This window comes from Kribbella sp. NPDC004875, assembly GCF_042873375.1.
Lineage (GTDB): Bacteria > Actinomycetota > Actinomycetes > Propionibacteriales > Kribbellaceae > Kribbella.
In genome coordinates, this window is the sequence record NZ_JBIALI010000001.1 from 1941121 (window position 1) to 1959903 (window position 18783).

Genomic DNA, 18783 nt, shown 5'->3' on the forward strand with positions numbered 1-18783 from the left:
AGGGGCCGGTCCGCGATTCAACCAGGCAAGTCTGCCCAAGAGGGGAAATATTCATGTCCGAAGAAGTCATCAACGCCGATCCGCCGGAGGGCCGGCCGGTCGACGCGGTGACCGCCGAGCCGAACGCACACGGTCACCGCAACCTGGGGATCGCGCTGGCGCTGATCTGCATGGCGCAGCTGATGGTGGTGCTGGACGGCACGATCGTGAACATCGCGCTGCCGCACATCAAGGACGCGCTCGGCTTCACCGACGCCTCGCTGCCGTGGGTGGTCAACGCCTACGCGCTGGCGTTCGGTGGGCTGTTGCTGCTCGGCGGCCGGATCGGGGACATCCTCGGCCGCCGCAAGGTCTTCATCGTCGGCGTCGTGCTGTTCGGCCTGGCCTCGTTCGTCGGCGGTATCGCCCAGAGCGAGGGTGTGCTGCTGGCGAGCCGGATCCTGCAGGGTGTCGCGGCCGCCGCGGCCTCCCCGAACGCGCTGGCGCTGATCACCACCACGTTCCCGGCCGGCAAGGAGCGCAACCGCGCGATGGCCGTGTACGCCGCGATGTCGGGCGCCGGTGCGGCCGTCGGCCTGATCCTGGGTGGCGCGCTGACCGAGGCCTCGTGGCGCTGGACGTTCTTCATCAACACGCCGATCGGACTGATCGTGGCGGTGCTGGCGTTCCGGTTCCTGGGCGAGTCGGCCCGGCAGACCGGCAAGTTCGACATCCCCGGCGCGGTCACCGGCACCGTCGGTCTGACCTCGCTGGTCTACGGCCTGACGCACGCCGCCACCAACGGCTGGGGTGACACCTGGACGCTGATCTTCATCCTCGGCGGCCTGGCGCTGATCGGCGCCTTCCTCGCCATCGAGGCGCGCTCGCGGCACGCGCTGATGCCGTTCCGGATCCTCGCGAACCGGACCCGCGGCGTGAGCTTCTTCGTGATGCTGATCGTCGGTGCGGCGATGTTCTCGATGTTCTACTTCCTGGGCATCTTCGTGCAGAGCATCATGGGCTACAGCGCGCTGAAGACCGGCGTCTCGTTCCTGCCGTTCAGCGTCGGCATCGTGGTCGCGGCCCAGGTCGCCTCGGCGCTGGTGGCGCGGATCGACCCGCGCTGGATCGCCGGTGCCGGTGGCGTGCTGGTCGGCGCGGGCATGTTCGGGTTCAGCCGGTTGGAGGTGGACTCGACGTACCTGACGCACCTGCTGCCGTACATCCTGGTGCTGTCGTTCGGTATGGGCCTGATCTTCGTCCCGCTCACGCTGACCGCGGTCAGCGGTGTCGCGAACGAGGACTCCGGCGTCGGTTCCGCCGTCCTGAACACGGTCCAGCAGATCGGTGGTGCGGTCGGCCTGGCGCTGCTCGGCACGATCTCCACGAACGCGATCAAGGACAAGTTCACCGAGCTGGCCCCGGGCCTGCAGAAGGCGGCCGAGTCCGGTCAGTCACCCGAGCAGATCAAGCAGCTGCAGGGTCAGTTCACCGCGCTCGCCACCACGCACGGCTTCACCCGCGCGTTCCTGTGGTCGGCGTTCCTGGCGGTCGGCGCCGGGCTGGTGACGCTGATCGGCCTGTCGATCAAGCACAAGGACCTGGCCACCGACAGCGAGAGCGGTCCCGTCCACATCGGCTGACCGGTCTCCACAAGCGCGAAGGGCCCGCTTCCCGGGAGGGGGGAAGCGGGCCCTTCGTCTGCTCCCGAGCGCACCTAGAGTGACAGGGTGGCCGACGAACCGAATCAGCACCAGCAGGGGACCGTGGCATCGATCGCTGCCGGAGTGAGCGGGTTCGTGAGCCGGCCGGGCGCGACGGTGCGGGTGATCGCGAAGCGCTCCGCGGCCGACTGGCAGCGCTACAGCCGCCGCGTCGGGAACACCTTCGCTGAGACCGAGCACCTGACCGAGACGCTGCGCCGCGGACTGCCCGGTATCGACCGCGGCCCCGGCTGGCGGTCCCAGCGGGCCGCGGTCGACGCCCTCGCGCATCAGGACGCGGAGTACGCGCTGGTGGCCGAGGTCGGCGACGACGGACCGATGACCGTCGTGACCTTCCGGCGGGACAACGACGACCTGGTAGTGGTCGGCGGTGGTACGACGTTCCCGCCGGCGGCGGTGCTCGGGGACGTCTCGCTACCGAGCGGCGAACAGGCCGGGTACGCCACGCAGTACGCGCTCGCGTCGATCGCCGCGCGCGAGACGCTGAACCTCTCGCATCAGGTGTCGCCGGATACCTGGCACGGGCCGCGGGCGCTCGAGGCCCGGCGGATGATCTGGTCCAACGGGCAGGCGGGCAGCACGAAGTCGGCCGCGCAGACCTGGACGGCAGACGACGTACGGCACATCGCCGAGCAGGTGGCGCTCCGCCAGGCCGACGGCCGGGACCCGTTCCCGCAGGTGCAGTCGGCGGTCGCCGGTGGACAAGGGCCACGGCGCTGGGCCACCGAGCTGAAGGGCTGGCTCGACCGGGGCGGCACGCTCGAGGTGTACGACCACGCCGACCCGATGGATCGGGACGCGGCCGGTCTCGCCATGCTCGAGATCGTCCCCGGGTCGCACCTGCTCGCCCAGAACCCGCTCCCGGACAAGCCCGGTGTGCGGACGCTGGTCGCGATGGCGGACGGCCGGCCACGAGGCCTGATCACGACCGGGCAGAAGGCCACCGGTGACGTGCACGTACTGCGTTTCCTCGGGACCGCCGACGTCGGCGCGAAGCGGGCGATCGAGTTCGCGATGCTCCAGAGCGCCGGCCTGCGCGGTGGCGCGGTCTCGTTCTCCGAGGCCGGTGCGATCGAGTACATGGGCAATCGTGAGTACTCGGTCAGCTCTGCCGACGCCAAGTCCATCACCGCCCGGATGGAAAGCAACCTCCGGCATCTCGACAAGGAGTCGGCGGCACGCCTGGCGGAGGTGCTGAAGGTCCTGGACACCCCCACCGTCCCGTCCGCCGACCCGGCCGCGCTGGCGGCCGGCGTGCAACGGTTCCGGGAGGCCGGCGGCGACGTGCTGCTGCTCGGGTCGTCCGATCCGAGGCTGGCCGACCTGCGGGAGCGGGCGTCCGACGAAGTGTGGGCGGCGGCGGGAGACGCGGACGGATCGGTGCAGCCCGGCGTCGACGGCATGTGGCGCGCGTTGAACTCCGAGGAGAGCCACCAGCTTGTGGCGGTCGCCGTACTCGACGGGGCACCCGTGGCCGCGGCGAGCGTCCGGAACGTCGGCCCGCGCTGGGAGCTCGGGACGTTCGGCGCCGTGCCGGGCGCCGACGACGCCTTGACCGCCGCGGTCGTCGACGGCGTGTACGAGCGGTCGTACCGGCAGACGCCGGTCACCATGTTCCTGACCGACGCCGAGGCCGCGTCGGAGCAGCTGCCGGCGCTCGGTCTGCAGGTGACCGACGTCCGGCCGCTCGACGACGAGACCCGCGTACAGGTCTTCCTCCCGGACGCCACCCGGGTCGCGATCGTGTCCGCGGAGGCGAAGTCGGGCTGGCCGACCGCGCGTGGGCTCGACCAGGTCTCCCAACTGCTCACGGACTTCCGCGAGGCCAACGGTTCGGTACGTCGGCTGGACCACGCGGTCGACGCGGACCGGGAGCTGGCCACGGAGATCGTCCGGGACGTGCAGAGCGACAACAAGGTCAAGCAGTCCGAAATCCCGGTCCCGCCGGTGAACGGGAACCGGGTGACGGTCGCGGCGCAGTCCGACGAGCACGGACCGGCGTACATCACCTTCGACGAGACGCCGGACGGGGGGATCGAGGTCGTCGACGTCGCGGCCAAGGGGTACGACTACACCGCCCGGGAGGCGACCCGGTACTGGTTCTGCGATCAGACCACGCAGCGCGGTCAGGAACCGGTGCTGCACGAGCGGATGAACGACATCGAACGCGCTCGGGGAACCTGGGAGACCGCGCCGAGCCGGTACTTCGTGACCGGGATGCAGAACCGGCTCGGTGACCGGGCGGCCGCGCTGGTGACGCCTGCCACGGAACCGGAAGCTCCCGGCTCTCAGACGCTCGACCGAGGGTCGCTCGGTGTGCAAGGCGACGGGCAGGCGCCCGGGCGACGTCCCGAAGGGCCGCGTGGACGGCGCGGCGACCTGGGGCGCTGATCGGTCAGAGCGGTTTGCGCATCACGAGTTCTCGGCGGACGCCGTCGGGCATCAGGTCGCCTGGTTCGTCGGTGTCGGTGAAACCGCTGCGCAGGTAGAGGTTGTGCGCCGGGTCGTTGCCTGGGACAACCGACAGCTTCAGGACCTCGGCGCCGGTGCCGCGGGCCCAGTCCTCGATCGTGGCCATCAGCACGTTGCCGACGCCCTTGCCGCGGCCGGGCGGCGCGACCCACATCGACACCAGCTCGGCAGTGCGCTGGTCGTCGTCCAGGAAACCGCCGGCCATCCCCGCGGGGACGCCGTCGATCGAGGCGATCACCTGGTGCGCGCCGGGCACGCTCAGACGCTCCCGCCAGCGGTCCTCGGGCGCATCGATCCAGTCCTTCAGCTGCGAACCGAAGGCGAAGGGTGCTTCTTCGAGCGCGGCGAGCCGCAGCTCCCGCCAGGCCTTCCAGTCGTCCGGCCCGATTGCTTGTACGTCGATCATAGTGTCCACAGGATCGCAGCCGGGCCGGACCGGGGACCACCCGGTTTCAGGGCCTGGGCGGGAACTTCGAGGACACCCAGTCGCGGACGCCGCCGAGCCCGTCGCCGAGGTCGCGGAGGAACTTGGCCAGCGGGTCCTGCGAGCGGTTGAACGCCTCGGAGTACGACTTGGCCGCGTTCTTCGCCTCCTGGGAGATCGAGGCCCCGGCGTCGTCCTGCCGCTTCGGGTAGTCGCCGGAGACGATCGTCGTGTACTCGCCCTCGTCGACCCAGCGGCGCAGCTCGTGCGCCCGGATGACGGCCATCGGGTGCGTCTGCGCCTCGAGCAGCAGCAGCTTGAGCACGCTGTCCCGCAGGTCGCCGGCGCTCTCGTACTCCGTGCCCTGGGCGAGGAACGTGGTGGTGTCGAGCTCGTCGAGCTGACCGCCGCTGGCGAGCTTCATCTGCACCCGCAGCGCGACCGCCGGGTCCTGCACCGCGAGCAGACCGGCCCGGTCGCCGGAGAGCTCCGCCTTGCGGGACCACTCGTGCAGTGCGGCGATGATCGCCCGGATCCCGAGCGCTCCGATCGGCATCCAGTTGATCGCGCCGGTGAGCCGCATCAGCCACAGCAGCAGCGACTGGTACAGGGCGTGGCCGCTCTGCGCGTGGCCGAGCTCGTGACCGAGGATGAACCGCAGCTCCTCCTCGTCCAGGCCCTTGATCAGCGAGCTGTTCACCACGATGAACGGCCGGTCCATGCCGATCGTGACCGCGTTCCAGATCGGGCTGTTGGTGACGAACAACTCCGGGAGTTGCCGTACGTCGAGCGTGGAGCCCGCCTCGGTGTAGAGCCGGTGCACGGTCGGGAACTGGCGCTCGTCCACCCGGATCGCCCCGCCCAGGAACTGCAGCCGGAACGCGCGTTCGTTGATCATCCCGGACATCTTCCGCAGGACGTAGTCGAAGCCCTTCAGCTGCCGCAGCGCCACCAGGGCACCACGGTCCGCCGGGTGCTCCCACGCCCGCGAACTGATGTCGGTCAACGTCACCCGTTGCCGCGTCGGCCGATCGGTGTTCTCGCTCATCGCTCCCCCTGCTGCCCAGTCGTCATGGGTTCCCAACCTAGCTCGCGGTCGGGTCCGATCGCGGTCGGAGCGCTGCCGCCAGCGCCAGCGTGGGGACCCATCCGACCGGGACGGACCACCAGCCCAGGCCCTTGCTCGCGGTGAAGGCGGTGGCGGCGAGGCACAGCGCCGTACCGGCGAACCAGTACCAGGCGGCGTTCCAGCCCGGGTGGTTCGTGGCGCGGCGGTGACCTACCCAGGCGAGCGCGAGCGTGGCGGGCAGCGCGAGCGCGGTGGCGCCGAGGGCGAGCACGGCGAAGATCAGGGCTATGTCGCCAGGCGAGAACTGCACGGCTCCGAGCGGGATCATGCACCGATCCTCGGCGCACGGGGCGGTGGTTGCAGAGCGTAGGAATACTCAAATCACGTCCTACGTCTTAGCCTGGCCCGCATGAGTGAGGTTGACGGGGTGTGCCGTGAGGTCGATCGGCGTGACGACAAGGCGCGGGCCTGGGTGTCCGAGGCGATCCGGATCGTGGACGCCGACGCGAACCGCAGCGCGGACACGCACCTGCACGTGTTCCCGATGCCGGACGGTACCGGTGTGGACCTGTACCTCAAGGACGAGTCCGTGCATCCCACCGGCTCGCTCAAGCACCGGCTCGCCCGGTCGCTGTTCCTCTACGCGCTCTGCAATGGCTGGATCCACGAGGGCACCACGGTGATCGAGGCGTCCAGCGGCTCCACCGCGGTCAGCGAGGCGTACTTCGCCCGGCTGCTGGGCCTCCCGTTCGTCGCCGTGATGCCGCGCTCGACGAGCCCCGAGAAGGTCGAGCTGATCGAGTTCTACGGCGGCCGCTGCCACTTCGTCGAACGCTCCGGCCAGATCTACGGCGAGGCCAAGCGGCTCGCCGAGGAGACCGGCGGCCACTACATGGACCAGTTCACGTACGCCGAGCGCGCGACCGACTGGCGCGGTAACAACAACATCGCCGAGTCGATCTTCGGGCAGCTGTCGCTCGAACAGCACCCGATCCCCACCTGGATCGTCGTCGGCGCCGGCACCGGCGGTACGTCGGCCACGATCGGGCGCTACGTCCGCTACCAGCGGTTCGACACGTCGGTCGCGGTCGTCGACCCCGAGAACTCCGCCTTCTACCCCGCGTTCGAGGCCGGCGACCACGAGTTCTCCACCGGCCGCCCGTCCCGCATCGAAGGCATCGGCCGCCCGCGCGTCGAACCGTCCTTCGTCCTCGGCGTCGTCGACCGGATGATCGCCGTACCCGACGCCGCCTCGATCGCCGCGATGCGCTTCTGCTCCCACGTCACCGGCCGCCTCGTCGGCGGCTCCACCGGCACCAACCTCTGGGGCGCACTCCGCCTGGCCGCCGAGATGCGCCGTACGGGCGTCCGCGGCAGCATCGTCACGCTGCTCTGCGACAGCGGCGAACGCTACGGCAACACCTACTACGACGACACCTGGCTCCGCACCGCCGGCATCGACATCACGCCGTACACCGCCACCCTCGAAACCTTCGCCACCACCGGCCTCTGGAAAGAACCGGAGTAGGGACCCTGGACACCTCGCGGTTGCCGTGCACAGGTTATTGCCTGTTCACGGCCACCGCGCTCTGTCGTGGGTCACGGCAGGAGTGCGTGGGCAGGTTCTTCCCTCAGCTGCCCAGGGCCAGGCCGAGGCCGAGGCCGATGGCGTAGAGGAGTTCGGTGAGGCCGGTGAACTTGAGGACCGGGATGAGGGCGGGGCCTACGGCGTCGCTGAGGATTACCCGGGTCGACTTGATGGCCAGGGGGATGGCGATGAAGGCCAGGAGGGTCCAGGGGGTGGCGATGGCGGAGACGGCCGCGAGGAGGAACGCCAGCGCGGTCAGGGCGGCGTAGAGGCGGCGGGAGTTCGCGGCGCCCAGGACCACGGCCAGTGTGCGCTTGCCGGTGACCGAGTCGGTGGGGATGTCGCGGAGGTTGTTCGCGACCAGGAGCGCACAAGCGATCGAGCCGATCGAGACAGCGCCTGCGACAGCCGTCCAATGCAGCGTCTCCGCCTGGACGTACGTCGTACCGAGCACGGCGACCAGGCCGAAGAACAGGAAGACGCTGACCTCGCCGAGCGCGCGATAGCCGTACGGGCGCTTGCCGCCGGTGTAGAACCACGCGCCGAGGAGGGACGCGGCGCCGGCGACGAGGAGCCACCAGGTCGTGGTGGCGCAGAGCACGATGCCGAGTACGGCGCCGATGCCGAAGCAGGTGAACGCGGCGGTCTTGACTGCCCGGGGTGTGGCGACCTTGGAGCCGACCAGGCGGAGCGGGCCGACGCGGTTCTCGTCGGTACCGCGGATGCCGTCGCTGTAGTCGTTGGCGTAGTTCACGCCGATCTGCAGCGCCAGTGCGACGCCGAGCGCGAGCAGTGCCTTCCACCAGACGAAGCCGTCCAGGTACGCGGCCGCGCCGGTTCCGACCAGGACGGGGGAGATCGCGGCGGGCAGCGTGCGAGGGCGGGCGCCTTCGAGCCACTGGGCAGGGGTAGCCATGAGCATCGATTCTGTCAGCCACACGGGCGACCGGCACCAGCGGGCCGGGCTGGACTCCTGCCGTGTGGCGTGGGTCTCGGACGGCTGGGTGTGCGTCCGGATCGCGGCGCCCGGGCCGTACGCTCGGAATGACATGGCTACCTTGCGGCTGGTTCCCGGTACGGCGGATGCGGTGCTGTCCGCGTTGAGCGGCGTACTCGACGGGACCGGTACGCCGTTCGCGCCGGTGCCCGACGACGCGGCGGCGGCCGTCCGCGTGAAGCAGGCGGCGGCGCCGGACGAGCCGCTCGAGGACGGCACCGCGGTGGTGCTGACCACGTCCGGGTCCTCCGGGGAGCCCAAGGGCGTACTGCTGTCACGCGATGCGCTCATCGCGTCCGCGGTCGCGACGCACGACCGCCTGGGCGGCCCGGGTCAGTGGCTGCTCCCGATGAAGCCGTACTTCGTCGGCGGCCTGCAGATCCTCACGCGGTCCCTGGTTGCCGGTACGACGCCGGTGATTCTCGGCCGGAGCTTCACCGAGAGCGCCGCCCAGCTGACGGGGGCCCGCCGGTACACGGCGATGGTGCCGACCCAACTGGCGCGCTACCTCGACACGGACCTGGACGCGCTGCGCTCGTTCGACGCGATCATCATCGGTGGCGCCTCGATGCCACAGCAGTTGAGGTCGAAGACCGCGGACGCCGGCGTGACCGCGATTCCGGCGTACGGGATGACGGAGACCGGGAGCGGGTGCGTGTACGCCGGGACGCCGCTCGACGGCACGTCGATCGACCTGGACGACGGGCGGATCCTGATCAAGGGCAGCACGCTGTTCTCGGGATACCGGCTGCGCCCGGAGCTGACCGCGGAAGTCCTGCGGGACGGGTGGTTCCGGACGCAGGACCGGGGTGAGTTCGTGGACGGTCGCCTGCGGGTCGTCGGCCGGGTGGACGACGTGGTGATCTCGGGCGGGGTGAACGTCACGCTGACGACCGTCCAGGCGCGGTTGCTGGAGCATCCGGGTGTTCGGGATGCCGTCGTGCTCGGGGTTCCGGATGCCGAGTGGGGGACACGGGTCGTCGCGTTCGTCGTCGGCGTACCTGCCCGGGACGAACTGCGCGACTGGGTGAGTCAGACCTTGCCGCGGACCTGGGCGCCGCGCGACGTCGTCGAGCTGCAGGCGTTGCCGATGCTTGCCTCGGGCAAGGTCGACCGCCAGGCGTTGCTGGACGGTGTGCGGTGATCACGTACTCGATCGGCCTGAAGAACAAGTTCCGCGGCATCACTGTCCGCGAAGGCATGCTGTTCGAAGGCCCGGCGGGGTGGGCCGAGTGGAGTCCGTTCCTGGACTACGACGACGCGACCTGTGTGTCCTGGTTGCGGGCGGCGCACGAGGCAGCCGAGACAGGCTGGCCGGCGCCGGTGCGCGACCGGGTGCCCGTCAACTGCACTGTGCCGGCCATCGGCCCCGCGAAGGCCGCGGCGATCGTGAGAGCATCAGGCTGCGGTACGGCGAAGGTAAAGGTGGCCGAGCCAGGTCAAACGCTGGCCGACGACCTGGAACGCGTCGAAGCAGTACGTGACGCGATCGGCGGTGGACGAGTGCGCATCGACGCGAATGGCGCATGGTCCGTCGACCAGGCAGTCCAGAGCATCAAGCAGCTGCAGCGCTTCGAGCTGGAGTACGTCGAGCAGCCCACAGCCACAGTGGAAGAGCTGGCGGAGGTCAGGCGACGCGTCGACGTACCTATTGCGGCGGACGAGTCCATCCGGCGAGCTGAGGACCCGTATCTGGTCAAGAAGCTCGACGCAGCGGACATCGCCGTACTCAAGGTGCAGCCTATTGGTGGCGTCCGTGCGTGTCTGGAGATCGCTGAGCAGATCGGTCTGCCCGTGGTGGTGTCGTCAGCGTTGGAGACCTCGGTGGGGATCGCGGCGGGCGTTGCACTCGCCGCAGCGCTCCCAGAACTCCCGTATGCCTGCGGACTCGCGACCGTCTCGATGTTCACCCAAGAGGTAGTCGCTGAACCGCTGCTGCCCGTCGACGGGTTCTTGCCGGTCAAACGGCTCGCACCGGATCCCCAGCTACTGCAGGCGGCGCGGGCGGACGCGGACCGGACCAAGGTGTGGGAAGAGCGCTTGTCCCGAGTAAGGAGTGCCGGATGAACCCGTCCACGGCGTTCGCGACGGTGGTCGTCGACGAACTGATCCGGTCCGGCGTACGCGAGGCTGTGGTGTCGCCAGGCTCGCGCAGCGCACCCCTGGCCCTCGCGTTCGCGGCCGCCGACCGCGACGGACGACTCCGCCTGCACGTCCGCATCGACGAGCGTACGGCGGGATTCCTCGCCATCGGACTGATGCGGGGCAGCGGTCTGCCAGTCCCGGTCGTGACAACCTCCGGCACCGCGGTGGCCAACCTGCACCCCGCCGTTCTCGAGGCCTCGCACAGCGGCCTGCCGCTGATCGTGCTGAGCGCTGACCGGCCACCGGCGCTCAGAGGCAGCGGTGCGAACCAGACGACCGACCAACTCAAGGTGTTCGGCTCTGCGGTCCGGTTGTTCCACGAGATGGGCACTCCGGTCCGTGAGATCGGGCAGGTCGCCTACTGGCGTTCACAGGTCGCGCGGGCCGTGGCCAACGCGACAGGTGCTCGCTCTGCGGACCCAGGACCGGTGCAGCTCAACTGCCCGCTCAGCGAGCCGCTTGTCCCTACTGACGGACCTGACTGGCCGGAGTCGCTCCACGGTCGCAGCGCCGGACCCTGGACTGCTATCCGTGCCGCGGCCGGCCAGCCGTCCGCTGTGTCGCCAGGACCGAAGACAGTCGTGGTCGCAGGCGATGGTGCCTCACAGTCCGCCCGGCTGGTTGCCGAAGCAGGGCAATGGCCGTTGTTCGCCGAGCCGTCCAGCCGTGCGCGCACCGGTCCGTCGGTGATCTCGGCGTACCGTTTGTTGCTTCAGGCAAGCTCGTTGGGCGCCGAGATCGAGCGGGTGCTGGTGTTCGGGCACCCGACGCTGTCCCGGCCGATCTCGAAGCTGCTCGCCCGGCCGGACGTCGAGGTGGTCGTCGTGTCGCCGACCGGTCTGTGGCCGGACCCGGCGCGGCGCGCGGCCTCCGTGGTGACCGGGCTCGAGGTCACCGCGCCCGACCCGACCGACTGGCTCGCGCGCTGGCAGCACGCCGACCAGCTCGCCCGTCCCGAGCTCGACAAGGTGCTGGCGGACGGCCTGAGCGGCCCGCGCGTCGCGGCGCTCGTCGGTGCCGCGGTCGGCGCCGACGGCATGCTGGTCGTCGCGTCCTCGAACCCGGTCCGCGACCTCGACCTCGCGCCTGTCGTGCCGATCCGCACCATCGCCAACCGCGGCCTGGCCGGCATCGACGGCACCATCTCCACGGCCGTCGGCGCGGCGCTGGCGAACGCGGGACCGACGTACGCGCTGATCGGTGACCTCGCCTTCCTGCACGACAGCAACGGGCTCGTGATCGGCCCGGACGAGGCGCGGCCCGACCTGCGGATCGTCGTCGTCAACGACAACGGCGGCGGCATCTTCTCCACGCTCGAGCAGGGCGATCCGAACCACGCGACCCACTTCGAGCGCGTCTTCGGTACGCCGCACGACGTGGACCTCGCCGCACTGTGCGCCGCCAGCGGTACGCCGTACACGCGGGTGGAGACCGTGGACGAACTGCGAGCCGCGCTCGTGCCGACAGTCGCCGGGCTGGACGTGATCGAGGTGCGGATCTCCCGCGACGGTCACCGCCCACTGGGCGCGGCGATGGTCGCTGCACTCAAGCAGCTGTAACCGGGACCTTCTCGGCCTGCTCGGTCTTGCGGATCGGGTGCAGCGTGCGGAGGTGGTTGAGCAGCGGCAACGCGACCGCGACGACCAGTGCGGTCGTCGTGAGGATCGGAATCGTCGCACCGCGCAGCGAGGAGTTGAGTGGTGCGGCGATCGTGAAGATCAGGCTGACCGCGGTGATGATCATGGTCAGCTTGCGCCCCGGCCGGGCGACGGCCAGGAACGGCAGGCACCACAGGAAGTACCAGTCGTGGGCGCTCGGACCCAGCACGACCACAGCGAGCAGTGCGACGCCGACAGCCCGCGCAGCGTAATGGATCGACGACCGGAGACTCAGCCAGGCGATCAGCCCCAGCGCGGCGAGCATGCCGACCAGTCTGACGATCTGCAGTGCCTGGGTGGCCGCGGTGTCCTCGCCGAGCCAGCCCAGCACGCCGGAAGCCGCCATACCGACCAGATTGGCGATGGAGAACGGTGAACGGACCAGACCGGGTACGTCGAGTGCACCGAGCCAGCCGGAGCCCACACCGGTCAGCGCGCCGACGGTGACGAGCGTCAGCACCGACACGGCGCCGGCGATGGCCAGGCTGGCGAACCGGTGCAGCCGACCGGCCAGCGGACTCATCACTGCGGCGATGGCGATCGCTACGAGACCGCCAGGCAGCTTAACGGCGGCCGCAGCGCCGGCCACGACTGCCGCCGTACCCCATCGACCGGTGAGGGCCAGTGCGAACGCGCTGCAGGCCAGTCCGAGCATCAGTACGTCGTTGTGGGCCGCACCGATGCCGTGAGTGATCAGCATCGGGTTCAGTACGACCAGCCAGGTGGCGAAGCTCCGGTCGACGCGACATGCGGTCGCCAGGCGGGGCACGGCCCAGGCGATGAGGCCTATGCCGACTACGGCGAGCAGGCGGTGCGCCAGCATCAGCAGGTACGGGTTCATGGTGAGGTGGGCGACCAGACCGCCGTACGCGAGGGGAAGCGGCCCGTACGGCGCGGGGGTCTGCATCCACATCGGGTCGACGGCCTCGATGATGTGACCGGACAGGACGCCGGGACCGACGTCGTACGGGTTGTAGCCCTCGGCCACCAGTGCGCCCTGTGCCGCGTAGCTCCAGGCGTCCCGGCTGAACAGTGGGGGAGCCAGCAGGAGCGGTGCACTCCAGTACGCCGTCATGCGGACCAGCGGGAACCGTTCGCCGGCCATGACCCGGCGTCCGACTGTCAGCCAGGCCCAGGCCATCAGCCCGAGCCCGGCGACCATGAACGTCAGTCCGGCCATCCGGCCGGGCAACGAGTGCCGCAGGTCGCCGGTGACCGGCAGCGTGGCGACCCAGGAGGACGGCGGCACCACCGACGTCACCGGGCTCGCCAGAGCGACTACGACAGACCCGACGATCCCGCGAACCATCGGCGATCGCATGGCCGCACCGTAACCGGGCCATGCGACGCACCGATGAACATAAGACGTCATCTGGGAGCAGCTCCCGCCGCAGCTGGTACCCGTAGGCGGGCTGGAAGATCCGCACGACGCCGAGCAGCAACAACCGCGTGGTGGACATGGTCACTGCGTAAATCCGGACGACTGTCCGCCCCGTGCGGGCGTACTCTCCGGGCATGGACGTCCGGGTGACCAGTGATCCGCGGAAATTCGAAGAAACCGTGTTCCCTTTCCTGCACAAGGATCCGGTGCTGCACACGATCATCATGACCAACGTCCACGAGCGCGCGAGCGGCATCGCGCGGCCGGAGTCCGAGCCGTCGTACTTCGTCTCCGTGCACGATCCGGACGTGGCCGGTGTCGCGATGCGTACGCCGGGACGCGGGGTGTACCTCGGTGCGCTGCCGCCGGACCTCGCGGAGCCGATCGCGGACGCGTACGCCGACGTACTCGGGGAGCTGCCCGCCGTCGCGGGGGACCGCCCGGCCGCGCTGCGCTTCGCCCGGCGGTGGTGCGAGCTCCGTGGCGGCCAGGCGACCGAGTCGCGCGGTACCCGGCTGCACAAGCTGATCGAGCTCACGCCACTCACGGCCGACGCCGGCGGCCCACGGCCGATGCGGGCCGACGAGGTCGACCTGGTCGCCGCATGGGGCAAGGACGGCTTCGCCGACGAGCTGTCCACCGGCCACCGTGAGTGGGCCGAGCGCCAGCTCGAGCAGGCGACGCTGTGGATCTGGGAGGCCGGCGGAGAAGCGGTGAGCATGGTCGGCTATCACGCGGCGCTGTACGGCGTCTGCCGCGTCGGCCCGGTCTACACGCCGCCGGAGCACCGCCGGCACGGGTACGCCGGTGCGCTCACCAGTCACGTCAGCGCGCTGATCCTTGCCGGCGGCAACCAGGCCTGCCTGTACACCGAACTGTCCAACCCGACCTCCAACAAGATCTACCACCAGGCGGGCTACCGCCCGGTGGCGGACTTCGTCGACGTGGAGTTCACCGCGCCGCCTGCTTGACCTTGACCCAGGGTCAACCCTCGACGCTGTGGTCATGACAGCCATTCAGGTGCGAGGACTGCGGAAGTCGTACGCGAAGAACGAAGTGCTGCGCGGTGTCGACTTCGAGGTGGAGCGGGGCAGCATCTTCGCCCTGCTCGGCTCCAACGGCGCCGGCAAGACCACGACCATCAAGATCCTCGCCACGCTGTTGCGGGCCGACGCGGGGACGGCCGCCGTCAACGGATTCGACGTCGCGACGCAGGCCGCCCAGGTGCGGGAGTCCATCAGCCTCACCGGCCAGTTCGCGGCCGTCGACGACATCCTCACCGGTCGCGAGAACCTCGTGCTCGTCGCCAAGCTGCGGCACCTCGACGATCCGGGCGCGGCGGCCGACGACCTGCTGGCCCGCTTCTCGCTGACCGAGGCGGGCGCGCGCAAACTGTCGACGTACTCCGGGGGCATGCGCAGGCGTCTCGACATCGCCATGAGCCTGATCGGGGACTCCGCGGTGGTCTTCCTGGACGAGCCGACCGCCGGACTCGACCCCGAGGCCCGGATCGAGGTGTGGCAGCTGGTCAAGGAACTCGCCGGCTCGGGGACGACGGTGCTGCTCACCACGCAGTACCTGGAGGAGGCCGAACAACTCGCCGACCGGATCGCGATCCTGCACCGGGGCCGGATCATCGCCGACGGCACGCTGGCCGAGCTCAAGCAGCTCCTCCCACCCACCCAGATCGAGTACGTCGAGAAGCAGCCGACCCTCGAGGAGATCTTCCTCGCGATCACCGGCGCCACCACCGGCCCGCAGGAGGCACGATGACCACGAACTTCCTCGGTGACGCCGGCGCGCTCACCGTGCGGACGCTGCGGCACGTCACCCGCAGCCCGGACACCATCATCACCACCGTCATCACGCCCGTCGCGATGATGCTGATGTTCGTCTACGTCTTCGGCGGTGCGATCGACACCGGCTCCACGCGGTACGTGAACTACATGCTGCCCGGCATCCTGCTGATCACGGTCGCCTCCGGTGTCGCGTACACGGCGTTCCGGCTGTTCATGGACCTGCAGACCGGGATCTTCGAGCGGTTCCAGTCGATGCCGATCGCCCGGTCGAGCGTGCTGTGGGCCCATGTCGTCACGTCACTGGTCGCCAACCTGATCGCGCTCGTCGTGGTGACCGGGATCGCGCTGCTGATGGGCTTCCGTTCGGGGGCCGGCCTGCTGAACTGGCTCGCGGTCGCCGGCATCGTGGTGCTGTTCACCCTGGCACTCACCTGGCTCGCGGTGATCCCCGGACTAACGGCCTCGTCGGTCGAGGGCGCGGGCGCGTTCGGGTACCCGCTGCTGTTCCTGCCGTTCGTCAGCTCGGCGTTCGTACCGACGCAGACCATGCCCGGTCCGGTGCGCTGGTTCGCCGAGAACCAGCCGGTGACGTCGATCGTCGACACGATCCGCAATCTGTTCGCGCAGCAGCCCGTCGGCCACGGCGTCTGGACCGCGCTCGCGTGGTGCATCGGCCTGCTCGTCGTCGCCTATGTCCTCGCGATGGTGATCTACCGTCGCAAGATCGCGTGACGCAAGCTGGGAACCATGCTCACCATCGGCCAGTTGGCGGCGTACGCCGGAGTGACGGTCCGGGCAGTGCGGCACTACCACAAGATCGGTCTGCTGCCCGAGCCCGACCGTGATCACTCCGGCTACCGCGTGTACGGCGCTGCTGCCGCCGTACGGCTGATCCGGATCCACACCCTGGCGCAGGCCGGCGTACCGCTGGCCCGCGTGCACGAGTTGCTCGACGCGACGTCCGAGGAGTTCGCCGACGGTGTCCGGGAGATCGACAAGGAGCTGCGCGCCGAGGTCCGGCGGATCCAGGAAACCCGGCGGCGGCTCGCCAGACTCGCTGCCGGGGAGCACCTAGCCCTTCCGCAGAGCGTCGTGGGCTACCTGGACACGCTCCGCGGTCTCGGCCTCCAGGAGCGCTACATCGAGATGGAGCGCGACGCCTGGATCCTGGTCGCGGCGCAGGCCCCGGAAGCGATCGACCACGTGATCGCGCTGAAGTACGAAGGCCTGCGGCACCCGGACATGCTGAAGCTCTACAGCCTGGTCAACGAGGCGCTCGACGCACCACCGGACGACCCACGGATCGTCGAGGTCGCCGACATCGTGGAGCGCCTGATGATCGCCGCCGTCGAGTCCGGAACGACCGGCGCCCAAGGCCTCGACGACCGCATGGTTGCCCTGTTGGACGCCGCGATGCTCGAGTCGACGCCGAACGCCGAGCGGCTGCTGGCGATCCTCGAGCAACGCGGCTGGAAAGGATGGACCCGCATCGAGCGAGCTCCGGCCGGCTAGCTCAACGCGCGGCGTTCAGTTGATCTCGAGGGACTCGCCCGGGGTGAGGCCGTGGTACGGGCGCTCGTCGGAGTTGAAGAAGCGCGGGAACATGCTCAGACCGATCGGGCTCAGCAGGCCGTCGTGGATGCCGACGAGCTGGTCGGCCTTGACGGACCGGGCGTAGTCGACGGCCGGCGGGAGCGCGAACCACGGGCCGGAGATCGGCACCAGGTTGGTGTGCACCGCGCGGTCGGGCTGGGTGAACGAGTCACCCGGGTGGTAGACGGCGTCGTCGATCAGGAAGCCGATGTTCTCGCACGGCACGCCCCACTCCGGCAGGATCACCGCGTGGTCCTTGCCGTAGGCACTGACCGCGAAACCGGCCGCCTCGAACGACTGCCCGCCCTCGACCACGTGCACCCGCTCGCCGAGCGCGGTCAGTTGCGCGGCGACACCGGCGTTCGTGTAGACGGGGACATCCAGGGCCGCGACCCGGTCGACGTCCAGGTGGTCCTGGTGCTCGTGCGTGACCAGGATCGCGTCGGCCTTCTCGAGGGCGGCGTCCTCACTGAACGCACCCGGGTCGACCAGCAGGGTCTTCCCGTCCTTCTCCAGCCGAACGCATGCGTGCGCGAACTTCGTGAGCTTCACAGTCAGTCTCCCAAGGCGTCTCTCATCGGAACCAGCTTGGCGTTCGTCTCGGCCAGTTCGGCGTCCGGGTTCGAACCCGCCACGATGCCGGCGCCGGCGAACAGCCGCACCCGGCGCGGGTCGTCGGGGTCGGCCTGGCCGCAGCGCAGGGCGATGCACCACTCGCCGTCACCCGCGGCGTCCATCCAGCCGACCGGTCCGCTGAACCGGCCGCGCTGCATACCCTCGATCTCACCGATCAGGTCGCGGGCGACCGGGGTCGGCGTACCGCAGACCGCCGCGGACGGGTGCAGGGCGGCGGCCAGCCCGAGGGCCGAGGCGCCGTTGTTCGCGACGCCGGCGACATCGGTGGCCAGGTGCATCACGTTCGGCAGGTGCAGGACGAACGGGGTCTCCGGGACGTTCATCGACGTACAGTGCGGCTCGAGCGCGTCGGCGACCGAGCGGACCGCGAACTCGTGCTCCTCGAGGTCCTTCGAGGACCGCGCCAGCGACGCGGCCAGCGCCAGGTCGTGCGCGTCGTCGCCGGTACGCCGGATCGTGCCGGCCAGCACGCGGGACGTGATCAGGCCCTTCTCGCGGCGGACCAGCAGCTCGGGCGTCGCGCCGATCAGACCGTCGACGGAGAACGTCCAGCAGTTCGGGTACGCCGTCGCGAGCCGGTGCAGCGGCCAGCGGAGATCGATCGGCTGCTCGGCGATCGCGATCAGATCGCGGGCCAGCACCACCTTGTCGAGCTCGCCGGCGGTGATCCGGCGGACCGCGTCGGCGACGATGCCGGACCAGTCGGTCCCGGTCCGGGCGCCGTCCGCGAACGTCACGTCGTACACCGGGGACGGCTCGTGCACCATCAGGTGCGGCGCCGCGGCCAGCGAACTGGCCGGCGAGATCGTGGTCACCCATGTGGTGCCACCGCGGCGGCCGACGATCACCTCGGGCACGACCAGCTCACCCGGGTCCTGGTCGGTGAACCCGAAGGACCCGAAGCAGACCAGCCCGGAGCCTGGTACGCCGACCTCGTCGCGGACCACGGCGGCGGCGGTGAGCTCCTGCCACCAGGCCTGCGCCTGCTGGAACCGGTTGCTCCCGGCAACGTCGAGGCGGGCGGCGACGCCCCAGCCGACGTGCCCGTCGGCGCGCCGGACCCAGGCCAGCCCGCCGGCGGCCGGCAGATGGTCCAGCAGGTCCGCCGAGACCCCCTCGACCGGCTGGCTCCTGATCACCAGGCGGGGAGCCCGGCTGCGGATCGGCTCAGACAAACTCACGGCACCACTCCTCGCTCGCGCTGCGGCCCCGGGTTGCGGCAGCCGTCCCCCACCGTGGAGATGCACTCACGAAAGGCAAGGGTATGCCTGCCGGATGTCCAGCGAATTTCGGTGCCACTCCAGCCCGTGATCAACTA

17 protein-coding genes are annotated in these 18783 nt (G+C 70.1%); 10 read left to right on the forward strand and 7 right to left on the reverse strand.

The genetic code is table 11. From position 1 onward, the window contains the following. Window positions 1-53 precede the first annotated feature (53 nt). Both ACFYRH_RS09420 and ACFYRH_RS09425 read left to right on the forward strand, forming a co-directional pair. Window positions 54-1622, forward strand: a complete 1569-nt coding sequence (locus ACFYRH_RS09420; RefSeq protein WP_387770690.1) for an MFS transporter — start codon at window positions 54-56, stop codon at window positions 1620-1622. Between the two features lie 87 nt (window positions 1623-1709). Further along, entirely contained in the window at window positions 1710-4094 is a 2385-nt protein-coding gene (locus ACFYRH_RS09425) for a hypothetical protein (RefSeq protein ID WP_387770693.1), read from the forward strand. Window positions 4095-4098: 4 nt separating this feature from the next. Here ACFYRH_RS09425 and ACFYRH_RS09430 read toward each other — a convergent pair whose 3' ends face one another. From ACFYRH_RS09430 to ACFYRH_RS09440, 3 genes are read right to left on the reverse strand one after another with little or no spacing between them, the layout of a single operon-like run. Then, window positions 4099-4581, reverse strand: coding sequence for a GNAT family N-acetyltransferase (locus ACFYRH_RS09430; RefSeq protein WP_387770696.1), 483 nt, complete (start codon window positions 4579-4581; stop codon window positions 4099-4101). A 46-nt stretch (window positions 4582-4627) separates the two neighbouring features. Then, a complete protein-coding gene (locus tag ACFYRH_RS09435) occupies window positions 4628-5647 on the reverse strand; it encodes a M48 family metallopeptidase (protein ID WP_387770699.1) in 1020 nt (339 codons plus the stop codon). A 37-nt stretch (window positions 5648-5684) separates the two neighbouring features. Then, window positions 5685-5996 (reverse strand): hypothetical protein, encoded by a 312-nt coding sequence (locus ACFYRH_RS09440; RefSeq protein WP_387770702.1) that lies wholly within the window; start codon window positions 5994-5996, stop codon window positions 5685-5687. 81 nt (window positions 5997-6077) lie between these two features. Between ACFYRH_RS09440 and ACFYRH_RS09445 the strand changes: the two genes are divergently transcribed. Beyond that, window positions 6078-7196 (forward strand): PLP-dependent cysteine synthase family protein, encoded by a 1119-nt coding sequence (locus ACFYRH_RS09445; protein WP_387770705.1) that lies wholly within the window; start codon window positions 6078-6080, stop codon window positions 7194-7196. A 103-nt stretch (window positions 7197-7299) separates the two neighbouring features. On the opposite strand, the gene ACFYRH_RS09450 is transcribed toward ACFYRH_RS09445, so the two are convergent. Further along, window positions 7300-8172 carry a 1,4-dihydroxy-2-naphthoate polyprenyltransferase gene (locus tag ACFYRH_RS09450; protein ID WP_387770708.1) on the reverse strand — a complete coding sequence of 291 codons (873 nt, stop codon included), beginning with the start codon at window positions 8170-8172 and terminating at the stop codon, window positions 7300-7302. Window positions 8173-8305: 133 nt separating this feature from the next. On the opposite strand from ACFYRH_RS09450, the gene ACFYRH_RS09455 reads away from it, so the two are divergent. From ACFYRH_RS09455 to menD, 3 genes are read left to right on the forward strand one after another with little or no spacing between them, the layout of a single operon-like run. Continuing rightward, complete coding sequence (locus ACFYRH_RS09455) at window positions 8306-9397, forward strand: AMP-binding protein (RefSeq protein ID WP_387770711.1); 1092 nt, start codon at window positions 8306-8308, stop codon at window positions 9395-9397. Further along, on the forward strand, window positions 9394-10320 hold the full coding sequence (locus ACFYRH_RS09460; protein ID WP_387770714.1) for an o-succinylbenzoate synthase: 927 nt from the start codon (window positions 9394-9396) through the stop codon (window positions 10318-10320). The genes ACFYRH_RS09455 and ACFYRH_RS09460 overlap by 4 nt, the downstream gene beginning before the upstream one ends. Continuing rightward, window positions 10317-11957 (forward strand): 2-succinyl-5-enolpyruvyl-6-hydroxy-3-cyclohexene-1-carboxylic-acid synthase, encoded by a 1641-nt coding sequence (gene menD / locus ACFYRH_RS09465; protein WP_387770717.1) that lies wholly within the window; start codon window positions 10317-10319, stop codon window positions 11955-11957. Before ACFYRH_RS09460 ends, menD begins: the two co-directional genes overlap by 4 nt. On the opposite strand, the gene mptB is transcribed toward menD, so the two are convergent. After that, window positions 11944-13377 carry a polyprenol phosphomannose-dependent alpha 1,6 mannosyltransferase MptB gene (mptB, locus tag ACFYRH_RS09470; protein ID WP_387770720.1) on the reverse strand — a complete coding sequence of 478 codons (1434 nt, stop codon included), beginning with the start codon at window positions 13375-13377 and terminating at the stop codon, window positions 11944-11946. The two genes, menD and mptB, sit on opposite strands and share 14 nt — an antisense overlap. A gap of 194 nt (window positions 13378-13571) precedes the next feature. Here mptB and ACFYRH_RS09475 point away from each other — a divergent pair, with 194 nt between their 5' ends. The 4 genes from ACFYRH_RS09475 to ACFYRH_RS09490 are packed head-to-tail and all read left to right on the forward strand — an operon-like array spanning window position 13572 to window position 16748. Next, window positions 13572-14408: a GNAT family N-acetyltransferase gene (locus ACFYRH_RS09475; protein WP_387770723.1), complete on the forward strand. Its 837-nt coding sequence runs from the start codon at window positions 13572-13574 to the stop codon at window positions 14406-14408. A 34-nt stretch (window positions 14409-14442) separates the two neighbouring features. Further along, window positions 14443-15210 (forward strand): ABC transporter ATP-binding protein, encoded by a 768-nt coding sequence (locus tag ACFYRH_RS09480; RefSeq protein WP_387770726.1) that lies wholly within the window; start codon window positions 14443-14445, stop codon window positions 15208-15210. Next, the gene (locus ACFYRH_RS09485; protein WP_387770729.1) at window positions 15207-15968 is read left to right on the forward strand and encodes an ABC transporter permease; all 762 of its coding nucleotides are present in this window, start codon (window positions 15207-15209) and stop codon (window positions 15966-15968) included. Before ACFYRH_RS09480 ends, ACFYRH_RS09485 begins: the two co-directional genes overlap by 4 nt. 15 nt (window positions 15969-15983) lie before the next feature. Beyond that, window positions 15984-16748, forward strand: coding sequence for a MerR family transcriptional regulator (locus ACFYRH_RS09490; RefSeq protein ID WP_387770732.1), 765 nt, complete (start codon window positions 15984-15986; stop codon window positions 16746-16748). Between the two features lie 15 nt (window positions 16749-16763). Here ACFYRH_RS09490 and ACFYRH_RS09495 read toward each other — a convergent pair whose 3' ends face one another. After that, a complete protein-coding gene (locus ACFYRH_RS09495; protein WP_387770735.1) occupies window positions 16764-17381 on the reverse strand; it encodes an MBL fold metallo-hydrolase in 618 nt (205 codons plus the stop codon). 2 nt (window positions 17382-17383) lie between these two features. After that, window positions 17384-18646, reverse strand: a complete 1263-nt coding sequence (locus ACFYRH_RS09500; protein WP_387770738.1) for an isochorismate synthase MenF — start codon at window positions 18644-18646, stop codon at window positions 17384-17386. Between the last annotated feature and the right edge of the window lie 137 nt (window positions 18647-18783).